Genomic DNA, 25288 nt, shown 5'->3' on the forward strand with positions numbered 1-25288 from the left:
CCGCGCGGCGGTGTCCAGAGGGGATGTTGGAAAAAATTCACCGATCTGTCGCGCGGCGAAGATCGCGCTTTCCCGGCCTCGTGGCAGCCGCTATCTCTGCCGGCATGACCCGCAGTTTCCCCCAGCTTTCCGACATCTTCCGCCATGGCTTTGACACGGTGATCGACGTGCGCAGCCCGGCTGAATTTGCCGAGGATCACGTCCCCGGTGCCATCAACCTGCCCGTGCTCGACAACGAGGAGCGGGCGCGGGTCGGCACCATCTACAAGCAGCAGTCGCCGTTTCTGGCGCGCAAGCTGGGGGCGGCCCTGGTGTTCCGCAACGCCGCCGCCCATATCGAGGGACCGCTGTCGCATCATGATGGCGGCTGGCGGCCCTTGGTCTATTGCTGGCGCGGCGGGCAGCGGTCCGGATCCTTCGGCTGGATGCTGCAGCAGATCGGCTGGCGCGCCGAGGTGGTGGAGGGCGGCTATCGCAGCTTCCGCCGTCTGGTGACGCAGGCCATGTATGACCAGCCGCTGCCGCACCGGCTGGTGCAGCTGGGCGGCCATACCGGCACCGCCAAGACCGCGCTGCTGCCGCGCCTTGCCGCGCGTGGCGTGCAGGTGGTGGATCTGGAAGGGCTGGCGCGGCATCGCGGCTCGCTGCTGGGATCCATGCCCGGCGGACAGCCCAGCCAGAAGGCGTTCGAGACGGCGCTGGCACAGGCCTTTGACGGGCTCGATCCGGCCCGGCCCGTGCTGGTGGAGGCCGAAAGCAGCAAGATCGGCCAGATCCTGCTGCCGCCCGCGCTGTGGGAGGCGATGAAGCTCGCGCCGTGGATCGAGGTGACGGCACCGCTCGAGGCGCGCGCCGCCTATCTGAACGCCGCCTATGACGACATCCTGTCCGACGCGCCCGCGCTGAAGGACAAGCTGTCGGTGCTGCGGTTCCATCGCGGCCATGCGCTGGTGGACAGCTGGCTCGGGCAGATCGATGCGGGCGACCGGCTGGGCCTCTGCGCCTCGCTGGCGGCGGATCATTATGATCCGGCTTACGAAAAATCCATGCGCGCCATCGCGCCTGCGCTGCTGGCGCGGGTGGAAACGCCGGCGCTTGACGCGCCCGCGCTGGACCGGCTGGCGGACCGCATCGCGGCGGTGCTTCAGACCAGCGTGATCTGACCGGGGGCCGCGTCGGTGATCTGGCCGATCACCGCCGCGTCATAACCTGCGGCGCGCAGCGCCGTCACCACCGCTGCCCCGTCGGGATGCGCCGCAAGCAGCCCGCCCGCCGTCTGCGGATCGAACAGCAGATCCGCCCGGGCGCCCTGCGCCGCCTCCAGCCCCGGCACGGCGGCGCGGTTCTGCGGATAAAGCGAGGAACGGATGCCCTGCCGCGCCAGCGCCTCGGCCCCCGCCAGCAGCGGCAGGGTCGCCAGATCAAGCCGCGCGCCGCAGCCCGAGGCCATGAGGATGCCGTGCAGATGCCCGGCCAGACCAAAGCCCGTCACATCGGTCATGGCATGGGCGCCGCCCAGCAGGCGCGCCGCATCGCCCTGCGGACGGCACATGGAGGCCAGCGCTGCGGCGACAGCGGCCCCGGGGGCCAGCCCGCGCATTTCCGCCGCCATCACCACGCCCGATCCCAGCGGTTTGGTCAGCACCAGCGCATCGCCGGGCCGCGCGCCGCGCAGTGTGACGGGCGCCGCGTCGCAAAGACCGGTGATGGCAAAGCCGATGGTCAGTTCGTCGCCCATGGAGGTATGGCCGCCCACGATCTCGGCCCCGGCCTGCCGGAAGATTTCCGACGCGGCAGCAAGGATCTCGGTCACGCTGCGTTCGGCCAAGGCTTCCGACATGCGGGGCAGGATCAGGCTGGCGGTGGCGGCCTGTGGGGCCGCCCCCATGGCCCAGATGTCGCCAAGCGCGTGGACGGCGGTGATGCGTGCCATCACGCCCGGATCCTCGACAAAGGCGCGCAGATGGTCGGTGGTCAGCACCTGCCGCACCCCGCCCGTGCGCAGCAGGGCGGCATCGTCGCCGGGCAGCGGCGTGACGTCGGCGCGGGCGGGCGGCGGCAGGGTGGCAAGGGCCGCCGCCAGCGCGCCGCGTCCGACCTTGGCGCCGCAGCCGCCGCACAGGGGGGGCGCGGTGTCGGGGGTGCCCGCCGCGTGCGGCACCGGCAGGGGCGGCGGGGCCATCTGCGGCAGGTCGCGGAATTTCCGCATGAAGCGGCGGTCAATGTGATCCTTCCAGCGCCACATCAGCGGGCCTGCCGGGGCAAGCCCGAACCGGTCGGCCAGCGCCGATCTGCCCCCCAGCGAGATCAGCTTGAGGTAATCGCGCTGCGGCTGGTAGCGGCGGCGGTCCGGGCTGTCCGCCAGCGCCGCGCGCAGGTTGGCGTAAAGCACCGGCGCCTCGCGCACCGCAAACACCCCGGCCTTGGGGCGCGGGCTGTCGCGCAGATGCGCGCAGTCGCCCGCAGCAAACACCGCCGGGTCCGAGCTTTGCAACGTGGAATCCACGGTGAGAAAGCCGTGGTGATGGGCAAGGCCGGTCGCGGCCAGCCAGCCCTGCGCCCGCGCCCCCGCAGCCCCGGTGACAAACTCGGCCGCGATCCGGCGGCCATCGGCAAGCTCAAGCCCGGTGGCGGTGACGCGGGTGATCTCTGCCTGCTCGGTCAGGGTCACACCCGCCGCCTCCAGCGCCGCGCGCAGCTTGGCGGCGGCGGGGGGCCGCAGCGCCGACAGCGCCGTGCCCCGGTCCAGCAGATGCACCTCTGCCTTGCGGTTCCGCGCGCGCAGGGCAAAGGCCATGGCCATCGCCAGTTCCGCCCCCGCCACCCCGCCGCCGATCACCGCCACGCGGGCGGGGCCGTGCCGGTCGCGGAACCCCTCCCAGGCCTCGGCAAAGGGCCCCAGCGGTTTCGCGGGCAGGCCATGCTCGGCAAAGCCCGGCAGGTCGGGCATGGCGCTGGTGACGCCGGTATTCACCGAGGCGAGGTCAAAGCGGATCGGCGCGCGGCCCGCCACATGGATCTCGCGCCGCACCGGATCGAGCCCGGTGGCCGCGCCCAGCACCAGCCGCGCCCCGGCAAAGCGTGCAAGGCGGACAAGGTCGATCTCCAGGTCGTCGCGGGCGTAATGTCCCGCGACAAAGCCGGGCAGCATGCCGGAATAGGGCGCGGTGGGGCCGGGGCTGATCAGGGTCAGCCGCGCGCCGGGCAGCGGATCCATCCCCCACATGCGCAGCACCAGCGCATGGGTGTGACCGCCACCGATCAGCACGAGGTCACGGGTGAGGGGCAGGCTGGGCGCGCGCATGGGGGCTCTCCGGGCTAGGGTGGACCGGGTCTAGCACGCGGGCTGGAAGGAGGGGAGGGGGCGCTGCCCCCGTCCGCCACGGGTGGACAGTTCAAAAAGATGGGGGCTCTGCCCCCGTCCGCCACAGGCGGACAGTTCAAAAGATGGGGGCGCTGCCCCCGTCCGCCACAGGCAGACAGTTCAAGAAGAAGGGGGCGCTGCCCCCGTCTGCGCTGGCGCGCAGACTCCCCCGGAGTTTAGGGGCAAGATGAATGTCAGATCGAGACCTTGTCCAGCAGCGCCTCGCGGCTGATCTGGCCCGCCTCGCCCGAGAGCGAGACCGTGCCGCGGGTCACGGCGAAGAAGCGGTCGGCCAGCCCCCATGTGAAGTCGAAATACTGCTCCACAAGGATCACCGCCATGTCGCCCTGTTCGCGCAGCTGCGCGATGACGCGGCCGATCTGCTGGATGATGTTGGGCTGGATGCCTTCTGTCGGCTCGTCGAGCAGCAGCACCCGGGGGCGGGTGATCAGCGCGCGGGCGATGGCCAGCTGCTGCTGCTGGCCGCCCGACAGATCGCCGCCCCGGCGGTGCAGGAAATCCTTGAGGATCGGGAAAAGCTCGAAGATATGCGCGGGCACGCCGCGTTCGGCATGGGGCAGGCAGGCGAAGCCGGATTCGAGGTTTTCCTGCACGGTCATCAGCGGGAAGATCTCGCGCCCCTGCGGCACATAGGCGATGCCCGCGCGCGCCGCCTGAAAGGCGTTGAGATGGTCCAGCACCTGTCCGTCCAGCGTGATCGTGCCGCGCGCATAGGGGTGGCGCCCGGCGATGGCCTTGAGCAGCGAGGTCTTGCCCACGCCATTGGTGCCCATCACGGCGGTGACCTTGCCCGGCTCGGCGGTGATGCCGATGCCATGCAGGATCTGGCTTTGTCCGTAATGCAGGGTCAGGTTGTCCACGCTCAGCATCTGGGGTCCTCAGCGTCCGAGATAGACGTCAATGACGTCCTGATTGGAAGTCACATGGTCAAGCGAGCCTTCGGCCAGCACCGCACCTTCGCAGAGCACGGTGACCTTGCAGTTCAGGCGGCGCACGAATTCCATGTCATGTTCCACCACCACCACCGCGCGCGTCCGGGCGGCGCGGCGCAGCAGGTCGGTGGTGTGTTCGCGTTCGGCGGGTGTCATGCCCGCGGCGGGTTCGTCGACCAGCAGCAGCCGCGGATCCTGCGCCAGCAGCATGCCGATTTCCAGCCACTGCTTCTGGCCATGGCTGAGTTCGCCCGCGATGCGCGGCAGTTCGGCGGCAAGGCCGATCTCCTCGGCGATCTCCTTGATCCGGGCGGCGCCGCGCCGGGTCTTGCGGTAGAGCAGCACGTCGAACGGCCCGCGCCTGTTCTTCAGGGCGAGGGCGAGGTTTTCGCGCACGGTCTGCGCCTCGAACACGGTGGGTTTTTGGAACTTGCGCCCCACCCCCGCCCGCGCGATCTGGCTTTCGGACATCTTCAGCAGCGAGACGGATTTCTCCCCCCAGAGCACGCGGCCGGAATCGGGCCGGGTCTTGCCGGTGATGATGTCCATGAAGGTGGTCTTGCCCGCGCCATTGGGGCCGATGATGGCGCGCAGTTCCGGCTCGGCGATCTGGAAGCTGAGGTTGTTGATGGCGCGGAAGCCGTCGAAGCTGACCGAGACGCCGGACATTTCAAGAAGCGTTCTCATTTCTCCTCCTCGCCTTCGACGGTGCGGCGGGCGCCCTTGTCGGGGCCGAAATCGCCGGTGCGGAGCGGCACGGGATGGCGGCGGCTGAGCAGATCGAAGAGCCCGCCGATGCCTTTGGGGGCCAGAAGCGTGACCGCCACGAAGCTGAGCCCCAGCAGCACCAGCCACCAGTCGGTCCATTGCACGGTATAGACGCCAAGGTTGATGTCGGGCGCGCCGCCGCCGGTGAACCAGCTTGACAGCAACGACACCGCCGCCGCCCCGAGGGCTGCGCCGTAAAGCCGCCCGCGCCCGCCGATGGCCACCCAGACCGCGAGATAGATGGAGGCGATGGGGGCGACCTCGGCGGGGTTGATGATGCCCGCCTGCGGATAATAGAGCGCGCCCGCGATGCCCGCCACCACCGCCGTCAGGGTGAAGACGAAAAGCTTGTAGCTTTCCACGTGATAGCCCAGAAAGCGCACCCGGCTTTCATTGTCGCGGATGCCGCGGATGACCGAGCCCATCTTGCCCGACACCACCCAGGCAAAAAGCACATAGCCCAGAGCCAGCGCCGCCGCCGAGGCCCAGAAGAACCAGATCGACAGCGTGGCCTGCGGCACGGCATCGAGCCCCGGCAGGTTCTGCAGGCCGGAAAGCCCGTTATTGCCGCGCAGCCCGGCCTCGTTCTGAAAGAGGTAAAGCGACAGCGCCAGTGTCATCGCCTGCGTCAGGATCGACAGATAGACCCCGGTGACGCGGGACCGGAAGGCCAGCCAGCCAAAGACCAGCGCCAGAAGCCCCGGCACCAGCACCACCAGCGCCAGCTGCAGCACGAGGCTGTCGGCAAAGATCCAGAGCCACGGGAAATCGGCACTGCCCACCACGCCAAAGATCTGCTGGCCCACGGCATCGCGGATCTCTTCGGGCGTGGGCGGGATCGCGGCGGCGCGCAGCGAGTCGGCGATGATCAGCTCGGTCCGGGCATACATCAGCCACATGCCGATCATGTAGCCGCCAAGGCCAAAAAACGCCATGTGGCCAAGGCTCAGGATGCCGGTATAGCCCCAGACCACGTCCATGGCGACGGCCACCAGCATCAGGCAGAGCGTCTTGCCCAGCGTCTTGACGAAAGAGGTGGAGAGATAGCCGTTGCCCGCCGCCTCCGACAGGATGGTGACAAGCAGCACGAACAGCGCCAGCGCCAGCAGGAACCAGGCGACGGAGCGGTTCTGGTGGAAAAGGCCTTGGGTCATGCCGTTTGGTCCTCCGCGCGACGGGAAAAGTGGGCAGGGGGCTCTGCCCCCTCGGCCTCCGGCCTCACCCCCGGGATACTTCCGGTCAGAAGAAGACGGAAAGGGGTCGGAAGCTGTTTCTTCTGACCCCAAATATCCCCGCCGGAGGCCGGCCGGAGGGTGACGCCAGAAGCAACGATCGAGAAGGGGGCGCGCATGGTCTCAGTCTCCGGCGGCTCGGCCCTTGAGGGCGACGATGCCCTTGGGGCGGAACTGGATGAACAGGATGATGAAGAGGATCATGTAGGTCTGCGCCGCGAGCGTGTTCGAGGGATTGACCCATTCGATGCCCTTCTGCAGCACGCCGATCAGCGCAGCCCCCGCCAGCGTGCCCCAGACATTGCCGACGCCGCCCACGACCACCGTCATGAAGCTTTGCACGATATAGCTGGCGCCCATTTCCGAGGTGACCTGCGCGTAGAGCCCGATGGCCACGCCCGCGATGCCCGCGATCCCCGAGCCAAGGCCGAAGGTCAGCATGTTGATGCGGTCGGGGTTGATGCCCATGGAGGCGGCCATGCCGGGGTTCTGCGTCACGGCGCGCACCTCGAGACCGATGCGGGTGCGTTTGAGGATGAAGAGGATCAGCGCCAGAAAGACCAGCGCGAGGACGAAGATCGCGATGCGGATGTTTGCGATCCCCGCCACGTCGTTGAGGATCCACGCGCCGTCGAGCCATGCGGGCGAGGTGAGCGGGCGCGCCTGCGTGCCGAAGATGTTCTTGGCCAGCTGCTGCAGCGCGATGGAGATGCCGAAGGTGGCAAGCAGCGTTTCCAGCGGGCGTTTGTAGAGCCAGCGGATCACCAGCCGTTCCATCGCCACGCCCGCGCCGAAGGTGACCAGAAAGGCCAGCGGCAGCGCCACGACCAGCGACAGCGTGTAATCGGGGATGACCTGCTGCACCACGAAGCCGGTATAGGCGCCCATCATGATGAATTCGCCATGCGCCATGTTGATGACCCCCATCACCCCGAAGGTGATGGCAAGCCCGATGGCGGCAAGGAAATAGATCGAGGCCAGCGACAGGCTGTCGAGCCCCAGATCCAGCCCCTGCCACAGCAGCACGCGGGTTTCGATCTCGTCCAGTGCGGCGCGGGCGGCGGTGGTGATGGCGGGATCGGGTTCGGCATATTCCTCGTAGAAGACATGGGAGGCGAGGGCGGCCTGCCGGTCGGCCTCGGTCACCAGCGGCGGCACGCTGCCTGCGGCGGCGAGTGCTTCATAGGCGCGGGCGCGGGCGGCTTCGCTGCCGAGCTGGCCCAGCGGCACGCCGCCTGCGCTGCCCTCGGTGATGTTTGCGGTCAGCGCCGCCTTGATCGCGTCGCGGCCCTGCACCGGCTGCGCAAGCCCTGCCTCGACCAGCTGCGCATAGGCTGCGGCTTCGGTCATGTCCTCGCCCGGGGTCAGGGTGCGGGCGATGTTGGCGTCTTGGGGCAGGGTGGTGGCGACACCGGGCCGGGTCGCGAGGATCTGGTTCAGCGCCGCGCGCACGTCCACGGCGATCTCGTCCGACAGCGCTTCGATCGCTTCGATGCGGATCTCGGGCGTGGCGCCGAAGCTCGCGGCCAGCATCCCCGCCTGCCGCTGCTTGCGGGCGCGGATGTCGTCATCGGGCTCGTCCTCGATGGAGGCGCGCAGCGGGCCCAGCTGATCCTCGGAAGGGCTGCGCGCGATGGCGTCGAGGGCGGCGATGCGGCGGGCAGGATCGGGATCAGAGAGCTGGAACTGCACCAGCGCCGAGGCGATGACGCGGCGCACCCCGCCATTGGGGCGGATCTGGGTCATCTCGGCGCGGCTGGCGGTGCCCGCGTCAGTGCCGGTGGCCGGATCGGTCAGGGCATAGCCGTCGCCCGCTTCGGTCGCATAGAAGAACCGCCCGTCGCCCGCGCGCTGGTAGACGCCGCGATCGGCCCAGCGTTCGAGGAAGGTCTGCACCTCGGGCCCGCCCACATCCACCAGCGCACCCAGCACGGTGTCCACCGTCTGGCGGCCGGGATCGGCGACTTCGGCGGCATAGGTCTGCAGCACCGTCTGCAGGTCGGGGGTCTGCGCCCGGGCGGGGCTGGTCGCGCAGAACAGAAGCGCAAGGCAGGTCAGGAGCGCGCGCAGCATGGACGGCCCTTCTTGGTTCGTCGGGGAAAGGAAACGCGACGGGCGCGCGCGGGAGAAGGACGCGCGCCCGTCGGTCACTGCGTCAGATCAGTAGTTGGAGTTGAGCTGCACGCAGGTGCTGGTCGAGGTGTTGTACATGCCGCATTCGAGGTCTTTCCAATCCGATTCCAGCACGGCGGAGTCGGGCAAGAAGTCGGTCCATGCATCGCCCGGCACCGGATCGGTGGAGGAGATGATGTCGAACTGGCCATCGGCGCGGATCTCGCCCATCAGCACCGGCTTGGACAGGTGGTGGTTCACGCCCATCACGGCAGTGCCGCCGGTCAGGTTGGGGAATTCCTGCCCCCACATGGCTTCGCGCACGGCATCCACATCGGTGGTGCCTGCGGCGGTCACCGCGTTCACCCACATGTTGAAGCCGATGTAATGCGCCTCCATGGGGTCATTGGTCACGCGCGCCTCGTCGCCGATGAAGGCATGCCATTCCTTGATGAACCCGGCATTGGCCTCGCCTTCGGCGGACATGAAGTAGTTCCACGCCGCGAGATGGCCCACGAGGTTGGAGGTGTCGAGGCCGGAAAGTTCCTCTTCGCCGACCGAGAAGGCGACGACGGGGATGTCATCCGCCGACACGCCTTGTGCCGCCAGTTCCTTGTAGAAGCCGATATTCGCGTCGCCGTTGATGGTGGAGATCACGCCGACCTGCTTGCCATCCGCGCCAAGCGCCACGACATCCGACACGATGGTCGACCAGTCGGAATGGCCGAAGGGGGTGTAGTTGATGAAGATGTCGGAGTCCGCGATGCCCTTGGATTTCAGATAGGCCTCAAGAATGCGGTTCGTGGTGCGCGGATAGACGTAATCGGTGCCGAGCAGGGCGAATTTTTCGACGCCCAGTTCTTCGAGGAAGTAATCGGTGGCGGGGATGGCCTGCTGGTTCGGGGCGGCGCCGGTGTAGAACACGTTCTTGGAGCTTTCCTCGCCCTCGTATTGCACGGGGTAGAAATAGAGCGCGTTCAGTTCCTCGATCACCGGCAGCACTGCCTTGCGGCTGGCCGAGGTCCACGAACCGAAGATCACGTCCACCGCGTCATTCGACACCAGTTCGCGCGCCTTTTCGGCAAAGAGCGGCCAGTCAGAGGCCGGATCCTTCACCACCGCTTCCAGCTGGCAGCCGAGCAGGCCACCGGCCTTGTTCTGCTTGTCGATCAGCATCAGCATGGTGTCTTTCAGCGTCGTCTCGGAAATCGCCATGGTGCCGGAGAGCGAATGCAGCACGCCCACCTTGATGGGGCATTCGGCATCCTGTGCCGCCACGGCGCCCGCGGCGACGATGGCGAGCGAGGCCGTGCTGAGCAGTTTCAATGTCTTGGTCATCTGACTTGCATCCCTATGGAGCAGCAATCCGGCAATCCTGTCCCGGGCCGGCCCCGAGGGCCGGCTGACCGGGCGAGGCCCTGTGCCGCCTTGATTATTGTTTCGCCGCCTCTGGCCCGGTCCCGACCGGCCTCCGGCAGCATCCCCGTGACGCACCCGTTTGCCGGGCACCCGATTCCAATAGCCGACGCTGCGGCACCCGCCATGAGGATTTCCGGCGGCGCCCGCGCCGGTCCGAACGCGCGCCTAATCCTTGGGCGGAAAATGCCGGTTTTGCCTTTTTAGGAGGCGGCTTGCGGGAAGTTTTGGCGGCAAAGCCCGCAAGTTTTGGCCAGATCGGCGGGAACCCGGCGGGGAATTCGGGCGTTTGCCTATTAATTATGCGCCCAGTCGTCGCGAAATTTCCTTTTTCCTGTGGGGGGGCTTCCGCTTCGTTGCTGAAACGTGGAACGTGGGCGCAAGAGTGAAGGGAAGAACATGAGCCCCAAAGAGCCACCGATCTTCAACGAGATGCTGAACGGCGCCGAAATCCGCCCCGGGTATCAGAGCCTTGAGAAATGGTATCGCTCGATGCCTGCCGAACTGCGCAGTCTCAAGCAGTCCGAGGCGGAGGCGCTGTTCCGCCGGGTGGGGATCACCTTCGCCGTCTATGGCGAGGGCGGCGATCCGGAACGGCTGATCCCGTTCGACATGTTTCCGCGCGTGCTGACCAATGCGGAATGGCGCAAGATGGATCGCGGCATCCGCCAGCGGGCGGCGGCGCTGAACGCGTTTCTGGCCGATGTCTATGACCGGCGCGAGATCATCCGGGCCGGGCGCATCCCCGAACATCTGGTGACCAACAACGAAGCCTATGAAAAGGCCGTGGTGGGGTTCCGCCCGCCGCGCGGCGTGTTCAGCCATATCGTCGGCATCGATCTGGTGCGCACCGGGCCCGACCAGTTCTATGTGCTGGAGGACAACTGCCGCACGCCCTCGGGGGTCAGCTACATGCTGCAGAACCGCGAGATCATGATGCGCATGTTCCCGCAGCTGTTTCTGGAAAACCGCATCGCGCCGGTGGATGGCTATGCCGGGCTGCTGAAAAAGACGCTGGCCTCGGTCGCGCCCGCCAAATGCGACCACGAGCCCAATATCGTCATCCTGACGCCGGGACAGTTCAACTCCGCCTATTACGAGCACAGCTTCCTTGCCGATCTGATGGGGGTGGAACTGGTCGAGGGGCAGGATCTGTTCGTGGAGGGCGATTACGTCTGGATGAAGACCACCGAGGGCCCCAAGAAGGTCGACGTGATCTATCGCCGGATCGACGATGCCTTTATCGACCCGCTGTGTTTCCGGCCCGAGTCCATGCTGGGCGTGCCGGGGCTGATGAATGTCTACCGCTCTGGCGGGGTGACGATCTGTTCCGCGCCCGGTGCGGGCGTGGCCGATGACAAGGCGGTCTATACCTATGTGCCGGAAATGGTCCGGTTCTATCTGGGCGAGGAGCCGGTGCTGGAAAACGTGCCCACATGGCAATGCGCCAAGGCCGATGACCGCAAATACGTGCTGGAGCATCTGGAGGATCTGGTGGTCAAGGAGGTGCATGGATCCGGCGGCTACGGCATGCTGGTCGGTCCCAAATCCGACAAGTCCACCATCGAGGCTTTTGCCGCGCGCATCCGCCACAACCCCGACAATTACATCGCGCAGCCCACGCTGGCGCTGTCGGCCTGTCCGACCTTTGTGGAGGAAGGCATCGCGCCGCGCCATGTGGATCTGCGGCCCTACTGCCTTGTGGGCGAAACCATCGAACTGGTCCCGGGCGGGCTGACCCGCGTCGCGCTGAAGGAGGGATCGCTGGTGGTGAACTCCTCGCAGGGCGGGGGCGTCAAGGACACTTGGGTATTGGCGGAGTGACGACATGCTGAGCCGGACCGCAAACCACCTTTACTGGATGTCGCGCTATCTGGAGCGCGCCGAGACCACGACCCGCCTTCTGGAAGTGGGGGCGCGCAACGCCCTGCTGCCCAATGTGAACGGCGGCTATCGCAACGACTGGGAAGCCGTGCTGCAGGCCAAGGGCGCGCTGGAACCCTTCCGCGAGAAATATGGCGAGCCCAACCAGCGCAACATCGAAACCTTCCTGTTCTTCGATGCCGACAACCCCTCGTCGGTCTATTCCTGCCTGTCGGCGGCGCGCGAAAACGCCCGCGTGGTGCGCACCGCGCTGACCTCGCCGGTCTGGGACGCGCTCAACACCGCCTATCAGGAGCTGAAGCAGCTGCAGCGCACCGAACGCAGCAAGCTCATGGTGTCGGATCTGACCGAATGGACCATGCGGTCCTGCCATCTGGTGCGCGGCTCCATCGCCGCCACGCAGCTGCGCAATGACGGCTACAACTTCATGGGCATCGGCACCTCGCTGGAGCGCGCCGACAATACCTCGCGGCTGATCGACGTGAAATACTACGTGCTGCTGCCTTCGGTCAGCTATGTGGGCTCGGGTCTGGATCAAAGCCAGTGGGCCCTGCTGCTGCAGTCGATGACCGCGCAGCGCGCCTTCAACTGGAGCTACACCGGCGAGATCACCGCCTCCAAGATCGCGCATCTGCTGATCCTGAACCGCAAGTTTCCCCGGTCGCTGGCGGCCTGCGTGCAATGGACCTGTGAATATCTCGACAACATCGCCGAGAACTACCACAAGGAAACCGAGGCGCAGGCCGTGGCGCATCAGCTTTTTGACGATCTGAGCAATGCCAGCGTCGAGGATATCTTTGACGAAGGCCTGCACGAATTTCTGGCCCGGTTCATGACGCGCAACGCCCAGCTCGCCACGACCGTGCATAACGTCTATCTGAGTGGATTGCCCGTATGATCCTGAACGTGCGCCATGTCACCCGCTACCTCTTCGACGAGCCGGTCCGCGGCATCGTCCAGTCCCAGAAGCTCTGGCCCGCCAGCTGCGCCTCGCAGCGGGTGCTGTCCTGGGCGGTGACCTCCGAAGGCTGCATGCGCGGCGCGGGGTTTACCGACAGCGCCGGCGACCGGGTGGAGCTGGCCAGCTGGCGCGGCCCGGTGTCGGAGATCGAGATCGAGGTGACCGGGCAGGTGGAGACCATCGACCTGTTCGGCGTGCTGCGCGACCACCGCGAAAAGGTGCCGCCTTCGGCCTATCTGCGCGCCACCCGCTCCGTCGCCCCCGACAAGGGGCTGCGCGCCCTGTCCGACGAGGCGCTGGGCGGCATGGACAGCGCCAGCGATCTGGACCGCGCCCATGCGCTCTGCCGTGCCGTGTCTGCCGCCATCGCCTACCGCCCCGGCGAGACCGAGGCGCATACCACCGCCGCCGAAGCCTTGGCGGGCGGCGCCGGGGTCTGTCAGGACCACGCCCATGCGCTGATCGCGGTGGCGCATGTGGCGGGGATCCCCGCGCGCTATGTCACCGGCTATCTGCAGTCGGACGGCGCGGGCGCCAGCCACGAGGCCAGCCATGCCTGGGCGGAGCTGCATGTGCCGACGCTGGGCTGGGTCGGCTTCGACCCCGCCAATGCCTGCTGCCCGGATGAACGCTACATCCGGCTGGGCTCGGGCGGCGATGCGCAGGAGGCGGCGCCGATCCGCGGCATGGTGCAGGGGGCGGTGCCGGTCGAACAGCTTGTGGTCGAGGTGGTGGTTACGGCAGGACAGCAACAGCAGCAGTAATCCATCCTTCATGCCGATGGGGCAGGGTTGCTGCGGCGGCGCGGCGGCCCTACAAGGCGCGGGATGTGGTCGGAGGGAACCGGGGGATTATGACCTATTGCGTGGGGCTTCTGCTGGATGCGGGGATCTTGCTGTTGTCGGACACCCGCACCAATGCCGGGCTGGACAACATCGCGACCTATCGCAAGATGTTCCTCTTCGAAAACCCCGGAGAGCGCGCGATCGCCATCATGACCGCCGGGTCGCTGTCGATCACCCAGACCACGCTGGCGCGGCTTAGCGATGCCAATGAAGATGCCGACTCGGCCCGTTCGATCCTGCGCGCGCCCACCATGCTGCAGGTGGCCGAGATCGTGGGGGCGATGCTGTCGGACGTCACCACCGAAATCGCCGCCAAGATGGAACGGATGAGCCAGACCGCCAAAGCCTCGATGATCGTGGCCGGGCAGCGCAAGGGCGGGCCCATGCGCATGTTCCTTGTCTATCCCGAGGGCAATTTCATCGAGGCGACGCCGGACACACCCTATCTGCAGATCGGCGAGCATAAATACGGCAAGCCCATTCTCGACCGCGTGATCGAGGCCGACACGACGCTGGCCGATGCCGAAAAGGCGATGCTGCTGTCGATGGATTCGACCCTGCGCTCGAATCTCAGCGTTGGCATGCCGCTGGATTTTGCCGTGATCGAACGCGATGCGCTGCGCATCTCGCGCACGCGCCGCATTCCCGACACCGACGAGGGCTTCAAGCGCATGAGCAATGCGTGGTCCGAAGAACTGCGGCAGGCCTTCCAGCGGATCGATCCGCTTTAACGAAGTGCTGGCCTGATCGACCGGCCGAGCGGCGAGGGCGTAGGCCCGGTCGTTCTCCGCCGGGATGATGACGACTGTCCCGCTTCCGCCCCACCGGTTCTTTCGAAAGGGATGGCGGCGGGAAAGCGTTCCGCAAGGTCACAGGGCCGGAGAGCGCCAGGTCGTCTACACTCCAGCGTTCTTCTGGTCCTGTCCGAGAGGATCAATCACGGTCTGCATCCGCCATCGGGGCCGGGGTTTTCTGCCCAACTGCCCGGCACCGTAGCGCGGGTGGAGGAGAGCGTTACCTTCTGCACTGCCGTGTCCAGAAAGGAGGCGTCGACGCGCGCCCCCGCAATGCCATCTGTCGATCTGGCACCGGACCGGGCTGCTTTAGGGCCGCGTGGCAGTTGAGCCTGCAGTTCCAGAGGTGCGACTGGCCTTGTGCTCCAGATCCGAGCACCCCCCGGCAGGGCACGTCGCCGCGATGCCCTGCGTGGCGCGGCGCGCGGAGATCTGGCCGCTGCCGCGCGCGACACAGGGGCAGGTATCGCCCTCCTGCGCAGCATCAAAAGCCCGGAAACCGGCTGTTGAAGCTCCTGAAAGCCCGATCAGACCCTGTCGCAGCCCGTTTTCGCCAGACCACCATCCCCTGCTGACGGGCAGTGTAATTCATAAAATCGCCCCAGCGCGGGGCATGCCTCACCTCACCCGCTCTGTCCGCGGCGACTCCTGTCCGGCGGGATCCGCCCTATGCCGCGCCTTGCTCCGCTGACCAGCAAGCCGAGCCTGCCCACCCACCTATGCCGCGCTTTGGCACGAAAAGGTCGCGCCTCAGCCGGATCACGCAGCATCGCAGGTCCCGCATCTCGCCGGGGGACCACCGCGAGAGGTGTCGGCGCTGCATTCTCACCAATAGGCCTGCCTCATTGCGTCACCCGCCCGCGCGCTTGTGTGATGCGTCGTCATCTCTCACGCAGCATCCGGCCCGGGGTGTGCCGCAACGGGATCGCCTGCAAATAACTTCAGTCCCTCGTCCTGCCTGTGCAGGCTCGGTCTGCTCTGGCGTTCAGCGTCGCAGCTTGCATCGAGCCTAACCAGAGGACGTGCCAGATCAACGCATGAGCGAAACCTGCGGCTGTTCCGATGGTGAAGCCGCTTGTCTTGTATCGCGAAGGCGCAGCCCATGGTGGGCGACCCGGTGAAAGGCGTGAACGTCGGCGGCAGTCTCGTTGCCCCTCATGCCGGTGAAGAGCTTTGCAGGGCACACGCCGCCCTATGGCAGGCCGGGGGAAGTGATCTGAGGTCAGAACAGGATGATTTCGGTCTCCGCTGGTTTGGGTGGGGCAATCGGCGCGACCCGTTCCAGTTCGCCGGGGACGATGAACTGGCGCACGCGCCCATCGGTGGGCCAGAACCGGATGCGGCGGGCGGAGCTTCCTCCCGTGCTGGCCGAAGCGAGCGGAATCGACTCGTTCTGAAGAAACTCCTTCGCAAAAGCCACGTTGTCACTGCCAATATCCCGCAGCTGGCTGATCATGTTGGCACCACCAAACAGCTTGGCGATGAGGCGGTTCTTGCGCGCGCCATGTTTCAGCATGCCGTTGATGAGCAGTTCCATGGAATATGCGCCATAACGCACGTTTTCCCCCTCTTTTCCGGATCTCTGCGGCAACAGGAAATGGTTCATGCCGCCGACCCGCGCTTCCGGATCACACAGGCATACGGCTGCGCAGGATCCCAGCACCGTCGACAGAACCTCCCCCGGGTTTCGGGAGATTTTGTATTCTCCCTGGATCACGTTCACGAGCTTTTCGCCGGACTCGATCATTTTGCGATGATCCTTGCACTGGGGGAAGATTTTGGCGCCTCGCAGGCGCGCAGCACCGCTGGTCCGATCTCGGCAAGGGGCAGACAGCTTTGCGCTGCCCCCAGCTGAACCGCCGCGCGGGGCATGCCATAGACAATGGACGTGGCTTCATCCTGCGCAAAGGTAGTTGCCCCGGCGTCGCGCAGTTCCTTGAGCCCCTGTGCACCGTCCCGGCCCATTCCGGTAAGCAATGCCGCCACCGCGCGTCCGGCCCCAGGGACCGCCGAAGAAAACAGAACATCCACCGAGGGCATATGACCCGAGACCGGTTCGCCGCTGCGCAGCACGATGCGCATGGGATGGCCGCCGCCCAGCATCAGATGGGCGCGGCTGCCTGCCGCTATCACCACTTCGCCAGGCCGCACCGTGTCGCCATCGCGCGCAGCGCGCACCGTGGCCGCGCATTGACGGTCGAGCAGGCGCGTCAGGCTGTCGCCAAATCCCCCTCCGGTATGCTGCACAATGAACGTGGGGGGGCAATCCGAGGGAAAATGTGACAGGACCGTCAGAAGGGCATCAACGCCACCGGTCGAGGCACCCAGCAGGATGAACCGGTCGGAGCGAGGTACCCCTGCAGGGCTTCTGGGGGCCACGGGCTGGCTTCTGATGGTCTGCGCATTCCGGCGCGCGGTGCGGGTCACACTTCGCAGCATATCCACGAGGATCTGCGCCGGGGTGTCCGGATCGATCGCAAACAGATCGGATTTTCGGTTCCAGGGCGAAGCTTCCCTTGCGGCTTCCGCCTCGCTGCGGGTCTTGATGACCAGCCAGCGCACGTCCAGCGCCGAAAAAAGCGCCCGCATCACCTCGAATTCCGGCATCAGCGCCAGACGCTCGGCAATCAGTACCGCCATGGGCTCACGCTCTTCCACGACCGTGTAGGTGGTCATGAGATCCGTGGTTTCTGCCATCACCTCGACAAAGCTCGACGGTGCGATTTCAGAAGCGAGACGGTGCCGGAATGCCCTGTCCGGATGTGCTATGACTAGAGTGATGCGCGACATCGTCCAGCTCCTTTCTGGTGGTTTCCGCCCGCGCTGCTGCACGTGCCGATCTGTCTTGCTTTTCGCGATGGTCTGCTCTTGGCGCTGCGGCGGGTGGACCCGCTGGAGAAGGTTCCGAGGCTGTCAGAACAGTTCAGGGGCATTGGCGACAAGCTGATCTGAATCCTGACCGCTCAGCCGTAGCGCCAGTTCGCGCAGAGGGATGGCGGCGAGCGCCTCGGCGAGGTCCAGCCCGGTGGGATCATCGAGTTTGCGGGCCAGCCGTTCCACATAGGCGGCCAGGGCATCGGTCGACTGCGCCAGCATGTCCAGTTCCTGAAACGCGGTGATCGCGACGGCGCCCAAAGTCGCATCTTCTCTGGCATAGATATGCTCCATGCCATGCTCGAGCCGCTCCAGCCGGTTCTGCAAATGGCGGATCTCTCGCGACAGGAGCCAGGTCGCTTCGCCGGGAGTCAGGATGCGCATGGACATGGCCTAAAGCTTTCCCACCACGCTTTCGATGCAGGCTTTGAGCGACAGCGAGGTAAACGGCTTCTTGATCATGTTGTTCAGGCCAAGCTGCTTCGCCTCTGCCACCATTTCCGGGGTCGGCTTGCCGGTGACGAGGATAAAGCCCATCCGTTGGGTCGCCTTGTTCTGGCGAACCGCCTTGAGCAGGCCCAGCCCGTCCATGTTGGGCATGTTGAAGTCGGACAGAACGAGATGCACGGGGTTGGCAGAGAGGCGGGCGAGCGCCTTGGCTCCGTCGTTTTCGGTGACGTAGTTCGAGATACCGATCTCGTCGAGCGCCTGTGTGATGAGGCCACGGCTGGTTGCCATGTCGTCGACCACCATGATGCGGAGGGAATCTTTCAGGCTCATAATTGTCTCCTAGTTCGTGGCCGGCCTGTCGCGGCCCGGTCGCTTTCGGTAGGTTGTCACGCCCGCAGTCGCGAGGTCCGATGTGGCGGGGCCGGAGACTCGTTCGGAATGGCCGATAAACAGCAGGCCGCCCTCCCGGAGCATCCTGGCAAGATTGGCCCAGAGGGTCTGTTGGGTCTCTTGGTCGAAATAGATCGCGACATTGCGGCAGAAGATTGCGTCGAAGGGCCCCCTGAAAGGCCAGGGTTCAACGAGATTCAGTTCGCCGAAGGTCACCAGCGCCTTGACGTCCGGCGCCATTTCGAAAAACCCGGGATCGGTCTCCCGTGTTACCGTCCAACGGGACTGCAGGGCCGCCGGAATCGCCGCCCGTTCTTCCAGAGGATAGCGGGCCGCCCGTGCCTTGCGTACAATGGCCGGATCGATATCCGTGGCGAGGATACGCATGTCCCGGCGGGCTGCATCCGGGAATGCCGCGAGCAGAGTCATGGCGGTGGAAAACGCTTCCTGTCCGGAAGAGCAGCCGGCCGACCAGATGCGCACGCGTCTCTGCTGAGAGAATTGTGGCAGAAGCTCCGACTGGAGCGAGTCGAAGTGGTGCTTTTCCCGAAAGAAGCTGGTGACATTCGTGGTCAGGGCAGAGACGAGTTCAAGCCGTTCTTCGCCCTCGGCCTCCGCGGCCAGCAGGGTCATGTAGTCACGAAACGAGGCGACATTGCGCGCACGCAGACGCCGGGCCAGACGCGAATACACCAAGGGCTTCTTGCTGTCCGCAAGGCTCAGACCGAATTCCGCGCGGGCGAGCTTGGCGAGATTGCGGAAGTCATCATCGGTGAAGGTGAATTCGCGCGGGCCCGCCTCGAGCGGCGACAGTGTCATGCGACCATGCCCCCGTCAGTGTCCAGCACGGCATCCAGATTGACGACCCGCACCATCGACTCTCCAACCGAAATGACGCCAAGAATGGCCTGGCGGGCGGCTTCCGATTTGATGTCGGGTGTCTCCTGAATGGAGGATTTGTTGACCGACAAAATCTCCGAGACCGACTCGACCAGAAGCCCGACGGTGGTGCCACCCGCGGCGGCGACGATGACCACGTTGCGCTCGTTGTCCACCGTCTTGCCAAGGCCAAAGCGGGCCGAAAGATCAAAGATCGGGATGACGGCGCCGCGCAGGTTCATCACCCCCAGCACGTCTTCGGGCGTGTGGGGAAGCTTCGTCACTGGGGTCCAGCGGCGGATCTCTCGGATCTGGGTGATCTCGAGGCAGAAGCTCTGATTGCCTGCGGAGAAGGTGATGAATTCGAACTGTGTTTCCGTCGGGCCTTCGAGGACATCAAGCATGGCGAAGTTCCATTCTGGGGGAGGTGACCGCAGCGAAATAGGGGGCGGCGGGCTGAAGTTTCACGAGTTCTTGGGGATCGAGGATGAGGGCGATCTTGCCGTCGCCAAGAATGGTGGCGGCGGAGACGCCGGGAATGGCGCCGTAATTGCTTTCCAGGCTCTTGATCACGACCTGGCGCTGATCATGGATCGCTTCCACCCGGAGCGCGGTGAGACCTTGCGATTCCGTGCTGACCAGAAGCAGCACGCCATTGCCCGGATCCTGGGCACCGGGAGCCAAGCCGAGGTTCCTGGCCACGTCGACGATTGGAACATAGGCGCCGCGCACGGAGATCACGAAGCCCTTTGTGCCGATGGAATGCAGGTCCCGGCGGTTGGGGCGGATGGTTTCGATGATCGACGCAATCGGAATGACCATGGTCTGATCGGCGACCGAGATGACGAACCCGTCCATCACCGCAAGAGTCAGCGGCAGGACAATGGTGAAGGTCGTGCCCGCCCCGGGACTGGAGGTAATGGACACCCTGCCGCCCAGCGCGGCCACAGCATTTTTGACGACATCCATCCCGACGCCACGGCCCGAGAGGTTCGACACCTCGCTTGCCGTCGAAAAGCCCGGCAGGAACAGCAGGTTGTCGATCTCTGCCTCGGACAGTTCGGCCTCTGGCACCACCAGACCCTTTTCGATGGCCTTTTCGAGGATGCGCGCGCGGTTCAGCCCGGCGCCATCATCGGCAATCTCGATGAAGACGCTTCCGGACCGGTGAGAGGCGGAAAGCCGGATCGTGCCGATGGTATCCTTGCCCGCTTCGGTCCGCTTTTCGGGCTTTTCAAGCCCGTGATCCACCGCGTTTCGCACCATATGGGTCAGCGGATCGGCCAGGCGTTCGATGACGGTCTTGTCCACCTCGGTGGAATCGCCGACGGTGACAAGCCGGGCTTTTTTGCCGGTGGCCTCCGACGCCTCACGCACGATCCGCGACATGCGCTGGAACAGCGGCTTGGCCGGCTGGGCGCGGATGGCCATCACGCCTTCCTGAATGTCGCGCGCGAGCAGCTTGTAGGCCTCAAGCTCGTTGGTCAGATGGGCGACCGCGGGCAGTTCCAGTTCTTCGATCCGTTGCGAGATCATGGCCTGGTTGATGATCAGCTCGCCCACCGTGTTGATGAGCCTGTCCACGCGTTCCAGATCGACGCGCAGGGTGGGGCGGGGCCCGCGCGGCTCTTCCTTGGAGGCGGCGGCGGTGCGCGGACTGGGCGGGCCGTCTGATCCGGCGCCCGGCATTACCGAGGCGACCTTCGCGGATTTGACGAGCGTGGCGGGCGGCGGCTTCATCACGGCAGTTTCCGTCACCGTTTCCATGTCGAAATCCGGCGTGTCGGACTCTTCGGTCACGGACATATCGAGCTCGCAAAGCGATTCCACGAACTCGAATATCTCGTGTAGAACGGTTTCGGGCTCGGCCGTTTCCAGCTGCAGCTGCCAGGCCAGCACGGCGTCATTGGGGTCGAACGCGTCGAAATCGGGAAGAAAAGACAGATCCGCCTGAACCGTCAGCGTGCCAAGCTCCGCCAGCGCATCGAAAAGCAGCAGCGGCTCGTGCCCGTTGGCGTAAAGAGCGCGGCTGGGTTTGAACCGGATGTCGAACTGGCGCAGCGCGCTGGGCGGTGTTTCCGGGTATTCCGGGCTCTGCTCGCTGTCTGCGGACGTACCGAAATCCAAAGACAGCGCATCAAAGCTGAAATCCTCGTCGCCGCCCTGCTCTTCCTCGCCCAGATAGGCCTCCAGTTCGCGCAGGATCGTCGCTTCGGCTTCGGCATTCGGGTCTCGTTCGTCGCGCGCCGCTTCCACCAGATCGGCAAGCTGGTCGCCGGAGCGGTGAAACAGCCGCATCAGCGCCTCGTCCACCATCAGCTCCTGTGACCGCACCTTGTCCATCACGGTTTCGAAGGTATGGGCAAAGCTGACCAGACGGCCAAGCGCGAAGGCGCCAGCCCCTCCCTTGATCGAGTGGACAGCCCGGAACACCGCGTTGACCACGTCCATGTTCCCGGCGTCTTCCTCCATCGCCGAGAGGCCTTCGACCAGCGCTTCTAGAAGTTCTTCGCATTCCTCGAAGAAGGTGTCCCGGATCGCGTTCCTTGACATGGCTACACCATATGGCCGGTCAGGCGGCGCAGCACGGAAACCAGCGAAGCGTCGTCGAAGGGTTTCACGATCCAGCCGGTGGCTCCGGCCGCTCTGGCGCGGGCCTTGAGATCGGCGCCGCTTTCCGTGGTCAGCACGATGATCGGCACCGTCGTGCGATTCGGGCCGCTGCGCAGGGTCTCGATCACCCCGAACCCGTCCATATTGGGCATGTTGATGTCCGTGATGACCACATCGGGCTCCACCTCGGAAAACTGCTCCACGCCTTCGACCCCATCACAGGCCGAATGATATTCGAAACCGGCACCTTCCAGCGAAACCCGAAGCAGGTTCCGGATCGTCCGGGAATCGTCGATGGCGAGCACTTTCGTCGTCATTGCATCGCGTCCTTGTCGAAATGGTCGGGGGCAACGCCGAGCCTTTCGAGCCCGGCGCGGAAGGTTGCGCTCGTCTCGACGAGCTGGAAGGGAACCTGCTCCAGCGCCCATTGCTTCTGGGCCACAAGCAGCAGCTGCAGGCGGTGGGAATCGAGCCGGGCAACTTCCCGTGCTGAAATGCGGATCGGCATGTGGCGGGCGCCGAGCAGGAAAGGCACAAGCGCATCCTCGCCGTTCCGGTTGCGCGCGGGTTCGAGAACATGAAGTTGAAGATCGGTCATCGCGGGTGGGGCACCTTTTTAGCGTCACTCTGCGGGGGCCCGGCGCAACCTCGGGCCGCCCGGTTGCCTCAGAGTGATACGCGCGGTGAATTAACAAAGCGTTCTGGCGCGACGGGATTCTGGACCGCATTTGCGACGGTGCCGCGGGGCAGGGGCCACAGCGGGCCTGCAGGCGGCGCAACGCTCCGGACAAAGCCCGAGGGCTTCCGGAGACATCGACAACAAAGAGGGGGAGGGTCAGGCCGAAACCAAGGAAGGCCCTGAAACATATGGAGGCGAGTAGGAGAATCGAACTCCTGTACACGGATTTGCAATCCGCTGCGTCACCACTCCGCCAACTCGCCGTTCCGATGTGGTGTCAGGCGTTTAGCCTATCGGTCTGCGCGGCGCAAGACCCTCTGCCACACAACCTGCCACACATTCGCGTTCCGTTCATGTTCTTTTCTCTTGCGCCTGTCTGGCTCGCACGCGCTGGCGGATGTGCCGGGTGTAATGGCGCACCATCGCCGCGCTCTGGCCGGTGACCGACGCGATCAGCTCGTCATCGCAGCCCGCCAGCAGCAGCTCTGAGGCTGCCGTATAGCGCAGCCCGTGCAGGTCATAGGCCTCGGCGCCGATGGCCACGCGCGCGGCGCGCATCGCGTCTGCGGCGCCGCGGTATTCCCACTGGCCGGGGCGTTTGGCCTTGCTCATGTCCTTGGTCAGGATGAACAGGCTGCGCCGCTCCGTGGCGGCAAGGGCGGTGGCCAGATGCTGGGTCACCGGGATCTCCAGCCGCGTGCCGGTCTTGCCCTGCCGCAGCAGGATCGTGTCATCGGTGATGTGGCCCCACTGCATGCGCAGCACGTCGCCGATGCGCTGGCCGGTGCCAAGCAGCAGCTCGAACAGCGTGCGCTCGCGCGTGCCATAGGCATAGGCGCTGCGGAAGGCCGCGATCTTGGCCTCGGGCCACGGCTCGCGGTCCTGCTTTTCGTATTTCAGCGACTTGATGCCTTTCGCCGGGTTCTCCTCCGACTTGCGCAGCAGGCCCATGTCTTTGGCATGCTCCATCACGATCGACATGACGCGCAGACGATAATTGGCAAAATGCGGGCTGGTCTGCTTTGCCCAGGCATCCCGCCAGGCGATGACATGGTGCCGCTCGATCTGGCGCGGCGCGAGGTGCCCCAGCTTCTGCTCGAAATAGGGCAGGTGCCGTTCGTAATCGTCGCGGGTGCGGCGTTTCAGGTCGCGGTATTTGGAGGCGGCCCGATAGGCGCGAATGACGGCGGCCACATCTCCGCCGCCGCGCACCGGGGTCGGGGCGTTCAGCAGACGCTCGCGCTCCTGATGCAGGGCGAAGGGGACAGGCTCGCCTTCGGCGAATTGCGTCTCCAGCCTGACTTCGACAATCTTGCCAGCATACCGCTTGCGGAACAACAGCACGCCATCCCGCTTGCGGCGGTGGATGTAGCTCGGCAGATCTTTTCCCTTGGTCATGGCTCGATGAGGTCTGCCGGGTTGGCGGAGGACTGGGATCCAGCCTGCGCCGTCTCGTCGGCGCGGGTAAAGGCCAAGGTGACGCTTGGGACATATCCCGGCGGTGTCATCGCTATGAGGTCGCGGACCTGCTTTTCGGTCAGGCTGAAACGGTGTGCCATCTTGTTCGGCCTCCTGCGGGCTTTGGGTTGGGTTTCGGGATCGGCGCTGCTCATGGCAGCACCCATTTGGCGACCGCGCCCCAGATCGAGGCGCCGCCGATGAGGAGGGGCAGGATCCACCAGTCGCTCCTGAAGCGCCGACGGCTCACGAGGGGCCTTCGCAGACCGCACCCGCGATCAGCACCAGCACAAGGGTCGCAATGGCAAAGGCGAGGGTGATGATGACGATACCGGTCATCTCAATGGGCAGGGGCTCGCGCCGCGTGCGCTGGTCCAGCCATGTCCGGAGACGCTGGCCGCTCTGGTAGCTGGTCATGTCCTGCGGCAGGGGCGTGGGGGTGGGGCTCTTCTGGGTCACTGGTCCCTCCTGATGACGGTGCCGTCGACGCGGCGTTTCCATTTGCTGCCCTTCGATCCGGGCAGCGCGTTCGCGGTCCTTGGTCTGATGCCGAGGTGCTTGCTCCGCACACGGCGGTCCTTGGCTTTCTGGGCCACGTCCTTGACGGTCTTTTTGCGGTGCGCCGCGCGGAGCACGGGGCGGAGGTTGCTTTCGCGGTGCTCGCCCCCGTTGCAGAGCGCGGTCTCGTGGTCGCAGTCCCACTGATCCGCAGGGCCGATCCTGCGGCCCGTCTCCTGACAGATGCCGCCGAAGCGTTCGAAGACGCGGAGCCGCACGCGGTTCGGGATCTTCTGGTCGGGATGGGCCGCGATCCATTCATCGGTGCTGCGGCTCATGCGGCCTCCTTCCGGCCCATACGGGCCAGATCGTCGGGCGTGACCCCCAGCAAGTCGGCCAGCCAGTCCAGAATGGCCTGCTTGGAGTCCTGAAAGCGCCTGCCGCCCATAGCCTTCAGGCTCTGGCTTTCTGCGGTCAGGCAGTAGGCCACGCGCCCGTCCACAACCGTGACGGCATAGCCATCGAGGTTGCGGGCAATGCGGCCCATCATTTGGGCGGCGCATTCGGCCCGCGCGGCGGTATCGCAGGGCATCATCTCGACATTGCGGAAGCCGGTCGCGATCAGCGCGTGCTTGCGCAGGTGATCCGGGCTTCCGGCATAGGGTGCATCCTTGAGCTGGTCGGGCAGGTTGAGCCATGCGGTGCGCACGAAGGCGAAGGCGTGCTTGTGGCTCTTGGCGCTGCGTTCCGGGTCGAGATCCACAAACACGACCTCACCCGCGCCAAGGCGGTCATTCAGCGCTGCAGTGGCAAAGTTGCCGTCCGGCACCAGCGCCGAGCCATTGAAGTAACAGCGGATGAGATCGTGTTCGCGCATGGATCAGGCGCCTTCTTTCTCGAAGTCCTTGAGGGGCTGCAGCAGCACCCGGCCATCGACGCCGAAATGCGTGCAGATGCGTTCGAGCACATCGGGGCGGGGCCAGCTCTGGCGCTCGAGGTAGCGGTTCAGCTGCGTCCGGTTGACCGGCAGCTCGCGCGCGGCGGCGGAGACGTTGCCGCCGTGCTTGCGGTCGATCATCTCGCGCAGGTTGCTTCCGAAAATATCGAGGGTCCGCATG

26 protein-coding genes and 1 tRNA gene are annotated in these 25288 nt (G+C 65.7%); 5 read left to right on the top strand and 22 right to left on the bottom strand.

Annotation, left to right across the window (positions count from 1 at the left end):
* The first annotated feature begins 104 nt into the window (after nt 1–104).
* The gene (mnmH, locus tag BLR51_RS11185; RefSeq protein WP_165616806.1) at nt 105–1163 is read left to right on the top strand and encodes a tRNA 2-selenouridine(34) synthase MnmH; all 1059 of its coding nucleotides are present in this window, start codon (nt 105–107) and stop codon (nt 1161–1163) included.
* Here mnmH and BLR51_RS11190 read toward each other — a convergent pair.
* The 6 genes from BLR51_RS11190 to urtA form a co-directional block, all read right to left on the bottom strand.
* Nucleotides 1145–3304 (bottom strand): slr1591 family oxidoreductase, encoded by a 2160-nt coding sequence (locus BLR51_RS11190; protein WP_089846910.1) that lies wholly within the window; start codon nt 3302–3304, stop codon nt 1145–1147. The genes mnmH and BLR51_RS11190 overlap by 19 nt on opposite strands.
* 254 nt (nt 3305–3558) lie before the next feature.
* Nucleotides 3559–4254, bottom strand: coding sequence for an urea ABC transporter ATP-binding subunit UrtE (urtE, locus tag BLR51_RS11195; RefSeq protein ID WP_089846912.1), 696 nt, complete (start codon nt 4252–4254; stop codon nt 3559–3561).
* A gap of 9 nt (nt 4255–4263) precedes the next feature.
* Nucleotides 4264–5004 carry an urea ABC transporter ATP-binding protein UrtD gene (gene urtD / locus BLR51_RS11200; RefSeq protein ID WP_089846914.1) on the bottom strand — a complete coding sequence of 247 codons (741 nt, stop codon included), beginning with the start codon at nt 5002–5004 and terminating at the stop codon, nt 4264–4266.
* Complete coding sequence (urtC, locus tag BLR51_RS11205; protein ID WP_089846915.1) at nt 5001–6239, bottom strand: urea ABC transporter permease subunit UrtC; 1239 nt, start codon at nt 6237–6239, stop codon at nt 5001–5003. Before urtC ends, urtD begins: the two co-directional genes overlap by 4 nt.
* A 201-nt stretch (nt 6240–6440) precedes the next feature.
* Complete coding sequence (gene urtB / locus BLR51_RS11210) at nt 6441–8390, bottom strand: urea ABC transporter permease subunit UrtB (protein ID WP_089846917.1); 1950 nt, start codon at nt 8388–8390, stop codon at nt 6441–6443.
* 87 nt (nt 8391–8477) lie between these two features.
* On the bottom strand, nt 8478–9767 hold the full coding sequence (gene urtA / locus BLR51_RS11215; protein ID WP_089846919.1) for an urea ABC transporter substrate-binding protein: 1290 nt from the start codon (nt 9765–9767) through the stop codon (nt 8478–8480).
* A gap of 477 nt (nt 9768–10244) precedes the next feature.
* Here urtA and BLR51_RS11220 point away from each other — a divergent pair, with 477 nt between their 5' ends.
* The 4 genes from BLR51_RS11220 to BLR51_RS11235 all read left to right on the top strand — a co-directional run bounded on the left by BLR51_RS11220 (nt 10245) and on the right by BLR51_RS11235 (nt 14266).
* Complete coding sequence (locus tag BLR51_RS11220; protein ID WP_089846922.1) at nt 10245–11669, top strand: circularly permuted type 2 ATP-grasp protein; 1425 nt, start codon at nt 10245–10247, stop codon at nt 11667–11669.
* A gap of 4 nt (nt 11670–11673) precedes the next feature.
* On the top strand, nt 11674–12627 hold the full coding sequence (locus BLR51_RS11225) for an alpha-E domain-containing protein (protein ID WP_089846924.1): 954 nt from the start codon (nt 11674–11676) through the stop codon (nt 12625–12627).
* A complete protein-coding gene (locus BLR51_RS11230) occupies nt 12624–13454 on the top strand; it encodes a transglutaminase family protein (RefSeq protein WP_089846926.1) in 831 nt (276 codons plus the stop codon). The genes BLR51_RS11225 and BLR51_RS11230 overlap by 4 nt, the downstream gene beginning before the upstream one ends.
* An 89-nt stretch (nt 13455–13543) precedes the next feature.
* Entirely contained in the window at nt 13544–14266 is a 723-nt protein-coding gene (locus BLR51_RS11235) for an Ntn hydrolase family protein (protein ID WP_089846928.1), read from the top strand.
* A 1285-nt stretch (nt 14267–15551) separates the two neighbouring features.
* Here the strand turns inward: BLR51_RS11235 and BLR51_RS11240 are convergent.
* From BLR51_RS11240 to BLR51_RS11310, 16 genes are all read right to left on the bottom strand, one after another.
* Complete coding sequence (locus BLR51_RS11240; protein ID WP_089846930.1) at nt 15552–16076, bottom strand: chemotaxis protein CheD; 525 nt, start codon at nt 16074–16076, stop codon at nt 15552–15554.
* Nucleotides 16073–17119, bottom strand: coding sequence for a CheB methylesterase domain-containing protein (locus BLR51_RS11245; protein ID WP_089846931.1), 1047 nt, complete (start codon nt 17117–17119; stop codon nt 16073–16075). Before BLR51_RS11245 ends, BLR51_RS11240 begins: the two co-directional genes overlap by 4 nt.
* 123 nt (nt 17120–17242) lie before the next feature.
* Complete coding sequence (locus BLR51_RS11250) at nt 17243–17593, bottom strand: DUF8776 family protein (RefSeq protein ID WP_089846933.1); 351 nt, start codon at nt 17591–17593, stop codon at nt 17243–17245.
* Nucleotides 17594–17596: 3 nt separating this feature from the next.
* Complete coding sequence (locus BLR51_RS11255; protein WP_089846935.1) at nt 17597–17983, bottom strand: response regulator; 387 nt, start codon at nt 17981–17983, stop codon at nt 17597–17599.
* Nucleotides 17984–17992: 9 nt separating this feature from the next.
* Nucleotides 17993–18862 carry a CheR family methyltransferase gene (locus tag BLR51_RS11260; RefSeq protein ID WP_089846938.1) on the bottom strand — a complete coding sequence of 290 codons (870 nt, stop codon included), beginning with the start codon at nt 18860–18862 and terminating at the stop codon, nt 17993–17995.
* Nucleotides 18859–19326, bottom strand: coding sequence for a chemotaxis protein CheW (locus tag BLR51_RS11265; RefSeq protein WP_089846940.1), 468 nt, complete (start codon nt 19324–19326; stop codon nt 18859–18861). The genes BLR51_RS11260 and BLR51_RS11265 overlap by 4 nt, the downstream gene beginning before the upstream one ends.
* Nucleotides 19319–21475: a chemotaxis protein CheA gene (locus tag BLR51_RS11270; RefSeq protein WP_089846942.1), complete on the bottom strand. Its 2157-nt coding sequence runs from the start codon at nt 21473–21475 to the stop codon at nt 19319–19321. The genes BLR51_RS11265 and BLR51_RS11270 overlap by 8 nt, the downstream gene beginning before the upstream one ends.
* A 2-nt stretch (nt 21476–21477) precedes the next feature.
* Nucleotides 21478–21852 (bottom strand): response regulator, encoded by a 375-nt coding sequence (locus BLR51_RS11275; protein ID WP_089846944.1) that lies wholly within the window; start codon nt 21850–21852, stop codon nt 21478–21480.
* On the bottom strand, nt 21849–22133 hold the full coding sequence (locus BLR51_RS11280) for a hypothetical protein (RefSeq protein ID WP_089846946.1): 285 nt from the start codon (nt 22131–22133) through the stop codon (nt 21849–21851). The genes BLR51_RS11275 and BLR51_RS11280 overlap by 4 nt, the downstream gene beginning before the upstream one ends.
* A gap of 270 nt (nt 22134–22403) precedes the next feature.
* Nucleotides 22404–22477 (bottom strand) — tRNA-Cys (locus BLR51_RS11285).
* Between the two features lie 88 nt (nt 22478–22565).
* Nucleotides 22566–23612: a tyrosine-type recombinase/integrase gene (locus tag BLR51_RS11290; RefSeq protein ID WP_089846948.1), complete on the bottom strand. Its 1047-nt coding sequence runs from the start codon at nt 23610–23612 to the stop codon at nt 22566–22568.
* Nucleotides 23609–23773, bottom strand: a complete 165-nt coding sequence (locus BLR51_RS27390; RefSeq protein ID WP_165616807.1) for a hypothetical protein — start codon at nt 23771–23773, stop codon at nt 23609–23611. Before BLR51_RS27390 ends, BLR51_RS11290 begins: the two co-directional genes overlap by 4 nt.
* A 145-nt stretch (nt 23774–23918) precedes the next feature.
* Nucleotides 23919–24131 (bottom strand): hypothetical protein, encoded by a 213-nt coding sequence (locus BLR51_RS11295; RefSeq protein WP_089846950.1) that lies wholly within the window; start codon nt 24129–24131, stop codon nt 23919–23921.
* On the bottom strand, nt 24128–24508 hold the full coding sequence (locus tag BLR51_RS11300) for an HNH endonuclease (RefSeq protein ID WP_089846951.1): 381 nt from the start codon (nt 24506–24508) through the stop codon (nt 24128–24130). Before BLR51_RS11300 ends, BLR51_RS11295 begins: the two co-directional genes overlap by 4 nt.
* Nucleotides 24505–25047: a hypothetical protein gene (locus tag BLR51_RS11305; RefSeq protein ID WP_089846953.1), complete on the bottom strand. Its 543-nt coding sequence runs from the start codon at nt 25045–25047 to the stop codon at nt 24505–24507. Before BLR51_RS11305 ends, BLR51_RS11300 begins: the two co-directional genes overlap by 4 nt.
* Before the next feature lie 3 nt (nt 25048–25050).
* Entirely contained in the window at nt 25051–25287 is a 237-nt protein-coding gene (locus BLR51_RS11310; protein ID WP_089846955.1) for a helix-turn-helix domain-containing protein, read from the bottom strand.
* Between the last annotated feature and the right edge of the window lies 1 nt (nt 25288).

It is taken from the genome of Salipiger marinus (assembly GCF_900100085.1).
GTDB lineage: Bacteria > Pseudomonadota > Alphaproteobacteria > Rhodobacterales > Rhodobacteraceae > Salipiger > Salipiger marinus.

Coding starts and splice junctions, on each gene's coding strand:
- mnmH (WP_165616806.1), top strand. CDS start 105: ATGACCCGCAGTTTCCCCCAGCTTTCCGACATCTTCCGCCATGGCTTT.
- BLR51_RS11190 (WP_089846910.1), bottom strand. CDS start 3,304: ATGCGCGCGCCCAGCCTGCCCCTCACCCGTGACCTCGTGCTGATCGGT.
- urtE (WP_089846912.1), bottom strand. CDS start 4,254: ATGCTGAGCGTGGACAACCTGACCCTGCATTACGGACAAAGCCAGATC.
- urtD (WP_089846914.1), bottom strand. CDS start 5,004: ATGAGAACGCTTCTTGAAATGTCCGGCGTCTCGGTCAGCTTCGACGGC.
- urtC (WP_089846915.1), bottom strand. CDS start 6,239: ATGACCCAAGGCCTTTTCCACCAGAACCGCTCCGTCGCCTGGTTCCTG.
- urtB (WP_089846917.1), bottom strand. CDS start 8,390: ATGCTGCGCGCGCTCCTGACCTGCCTTGCGCTTCTGTTCTGCGCGACC.
- urtA (WP_089846919.1), bottom strand. CDS start 9,767: ATGACCAAGACATTGAAACTGCTCAGCACGGCCTCGCTCGCCATCGTC.
- BLR51_RS11220 (WP_089846922.1), top strand. CDS start 10,245: ATGAGCCCCAAAGAGCCACCGATCTTCAACGAGATGCTGAACGGCGCC.
- BLR51_RS11225 (WP_089846924.1), top strand. CDS start 11,674: ATGCTGAGCCGGACCGCAAACCACCTTTACTGGATGTCGCGCTATCTG.
- BLR51_RS11230 (WP_089846926.1), top strand. CDS start 12,624: ATGATCCTGAACGTGCGCCATGTCACCCGCTACCTCTTCGACGAGCCG.
- BLR51_RS11235 (WP_089846928.1), top strand. CDS start 13,544: ATGACCTATTGCGTGGGGCTTCTGCTGGATGCGGGGATCTTGCTGTTG.
- BLR51_RS11240 (WP_089846930.1), bottom strand. CDS start 16,076: ATGATCGAGTCCGGCGAAAAGCTCGTGAACGTGATCCAGGGAGAATAC.
- BLR51_RS11245 (WP_089846931.1), bottom strand. CDS start 17,119: ATGTCGCGCATCACTCTAGTCATAGCACATCCGGACAGGGCATTCCGG.
- BLR51_RS11250 (WP_089846933.1), bottom strand. CDS start 17,593: ATGTCCATGCGCATCCTGACTCCCGGCGAAGCGACCTGGCTCCTGTCG.
- BLR51_RS11255 (WP_089846935.1), bottom strand. CDS start 17,983: ATGAGCCTGAAAGATTCCCTCCGCATCATGGTGGTCGACGACATGGCA.
- BLR51_RS11260 (WP_089846938.1), bottom strand. CDS start 18,862: ATGACACTGTCGCCGCTCGAGGCGGGCCCGCGCGAATTCACCTTCACC.
- BLR51_RS11265 (WP_089846940.1), bottom strand. CDS start 19,326: ATGCTTGATGTCCTCGAAGGCCCGACGGAAACACAGTTCGAATTCATC.
- BLR51_RS11270 (WP_089846942.1), bottom strand. CDS start 21,475: ATGTCAAGGAACGCGATCCGGGACACCTTCTTCGAGGAATGCGAAGAA.
- BLR51_RS11275 (WP_089846944.1), bottom strand. CDS start 21,852: ATGACGACGAAAGTGCTCGCCATCGACGATTCCCGGACGATCCGGAAC.
- BLR51_RS11280 (WP_089846946.1), bottom strand. CDS start 22,133: ATGACCGATCTTCAACTTCATGTTCTCGAACCCGCGCGCAACCGGAAC.
- BLR51_RS11290 (WP_089846948.1), bottom strand. CDS start 23,612: ATGACCAAGGGAAAAGATCTGCCGAGCTACATCCACCGCCGCAAGCGG.
- BLR51_RS27390 (WP_165616807.1), bottom strand. CDS start 23,773: ATGGCACACCGTTTCAGCCTGACCGAAAAGCAGGTCCGCGACCTCATA.
- BLR51_RS11300 (WP_089846951.1), bottom strand. CDS start 24,508: ATGAGCCGCAGCACCGATGAATGGATCGCGGCCCATCCCGACCAGAAG.
- BLR51_RS11305 (WP_089846953.1), bottom strand. CDS start 25,047: ATGCGCGAACACGATCTCATCCGCTGTTACTTCAATGGCTCGGCGCTG.
- BLR51_RS11310 (WP_089846955.1), bottom strand. CDS start 25,287: ATGCGGACCCTCGATATTTTCGGAAGCAACCTGCGCGAGATGATCGAC.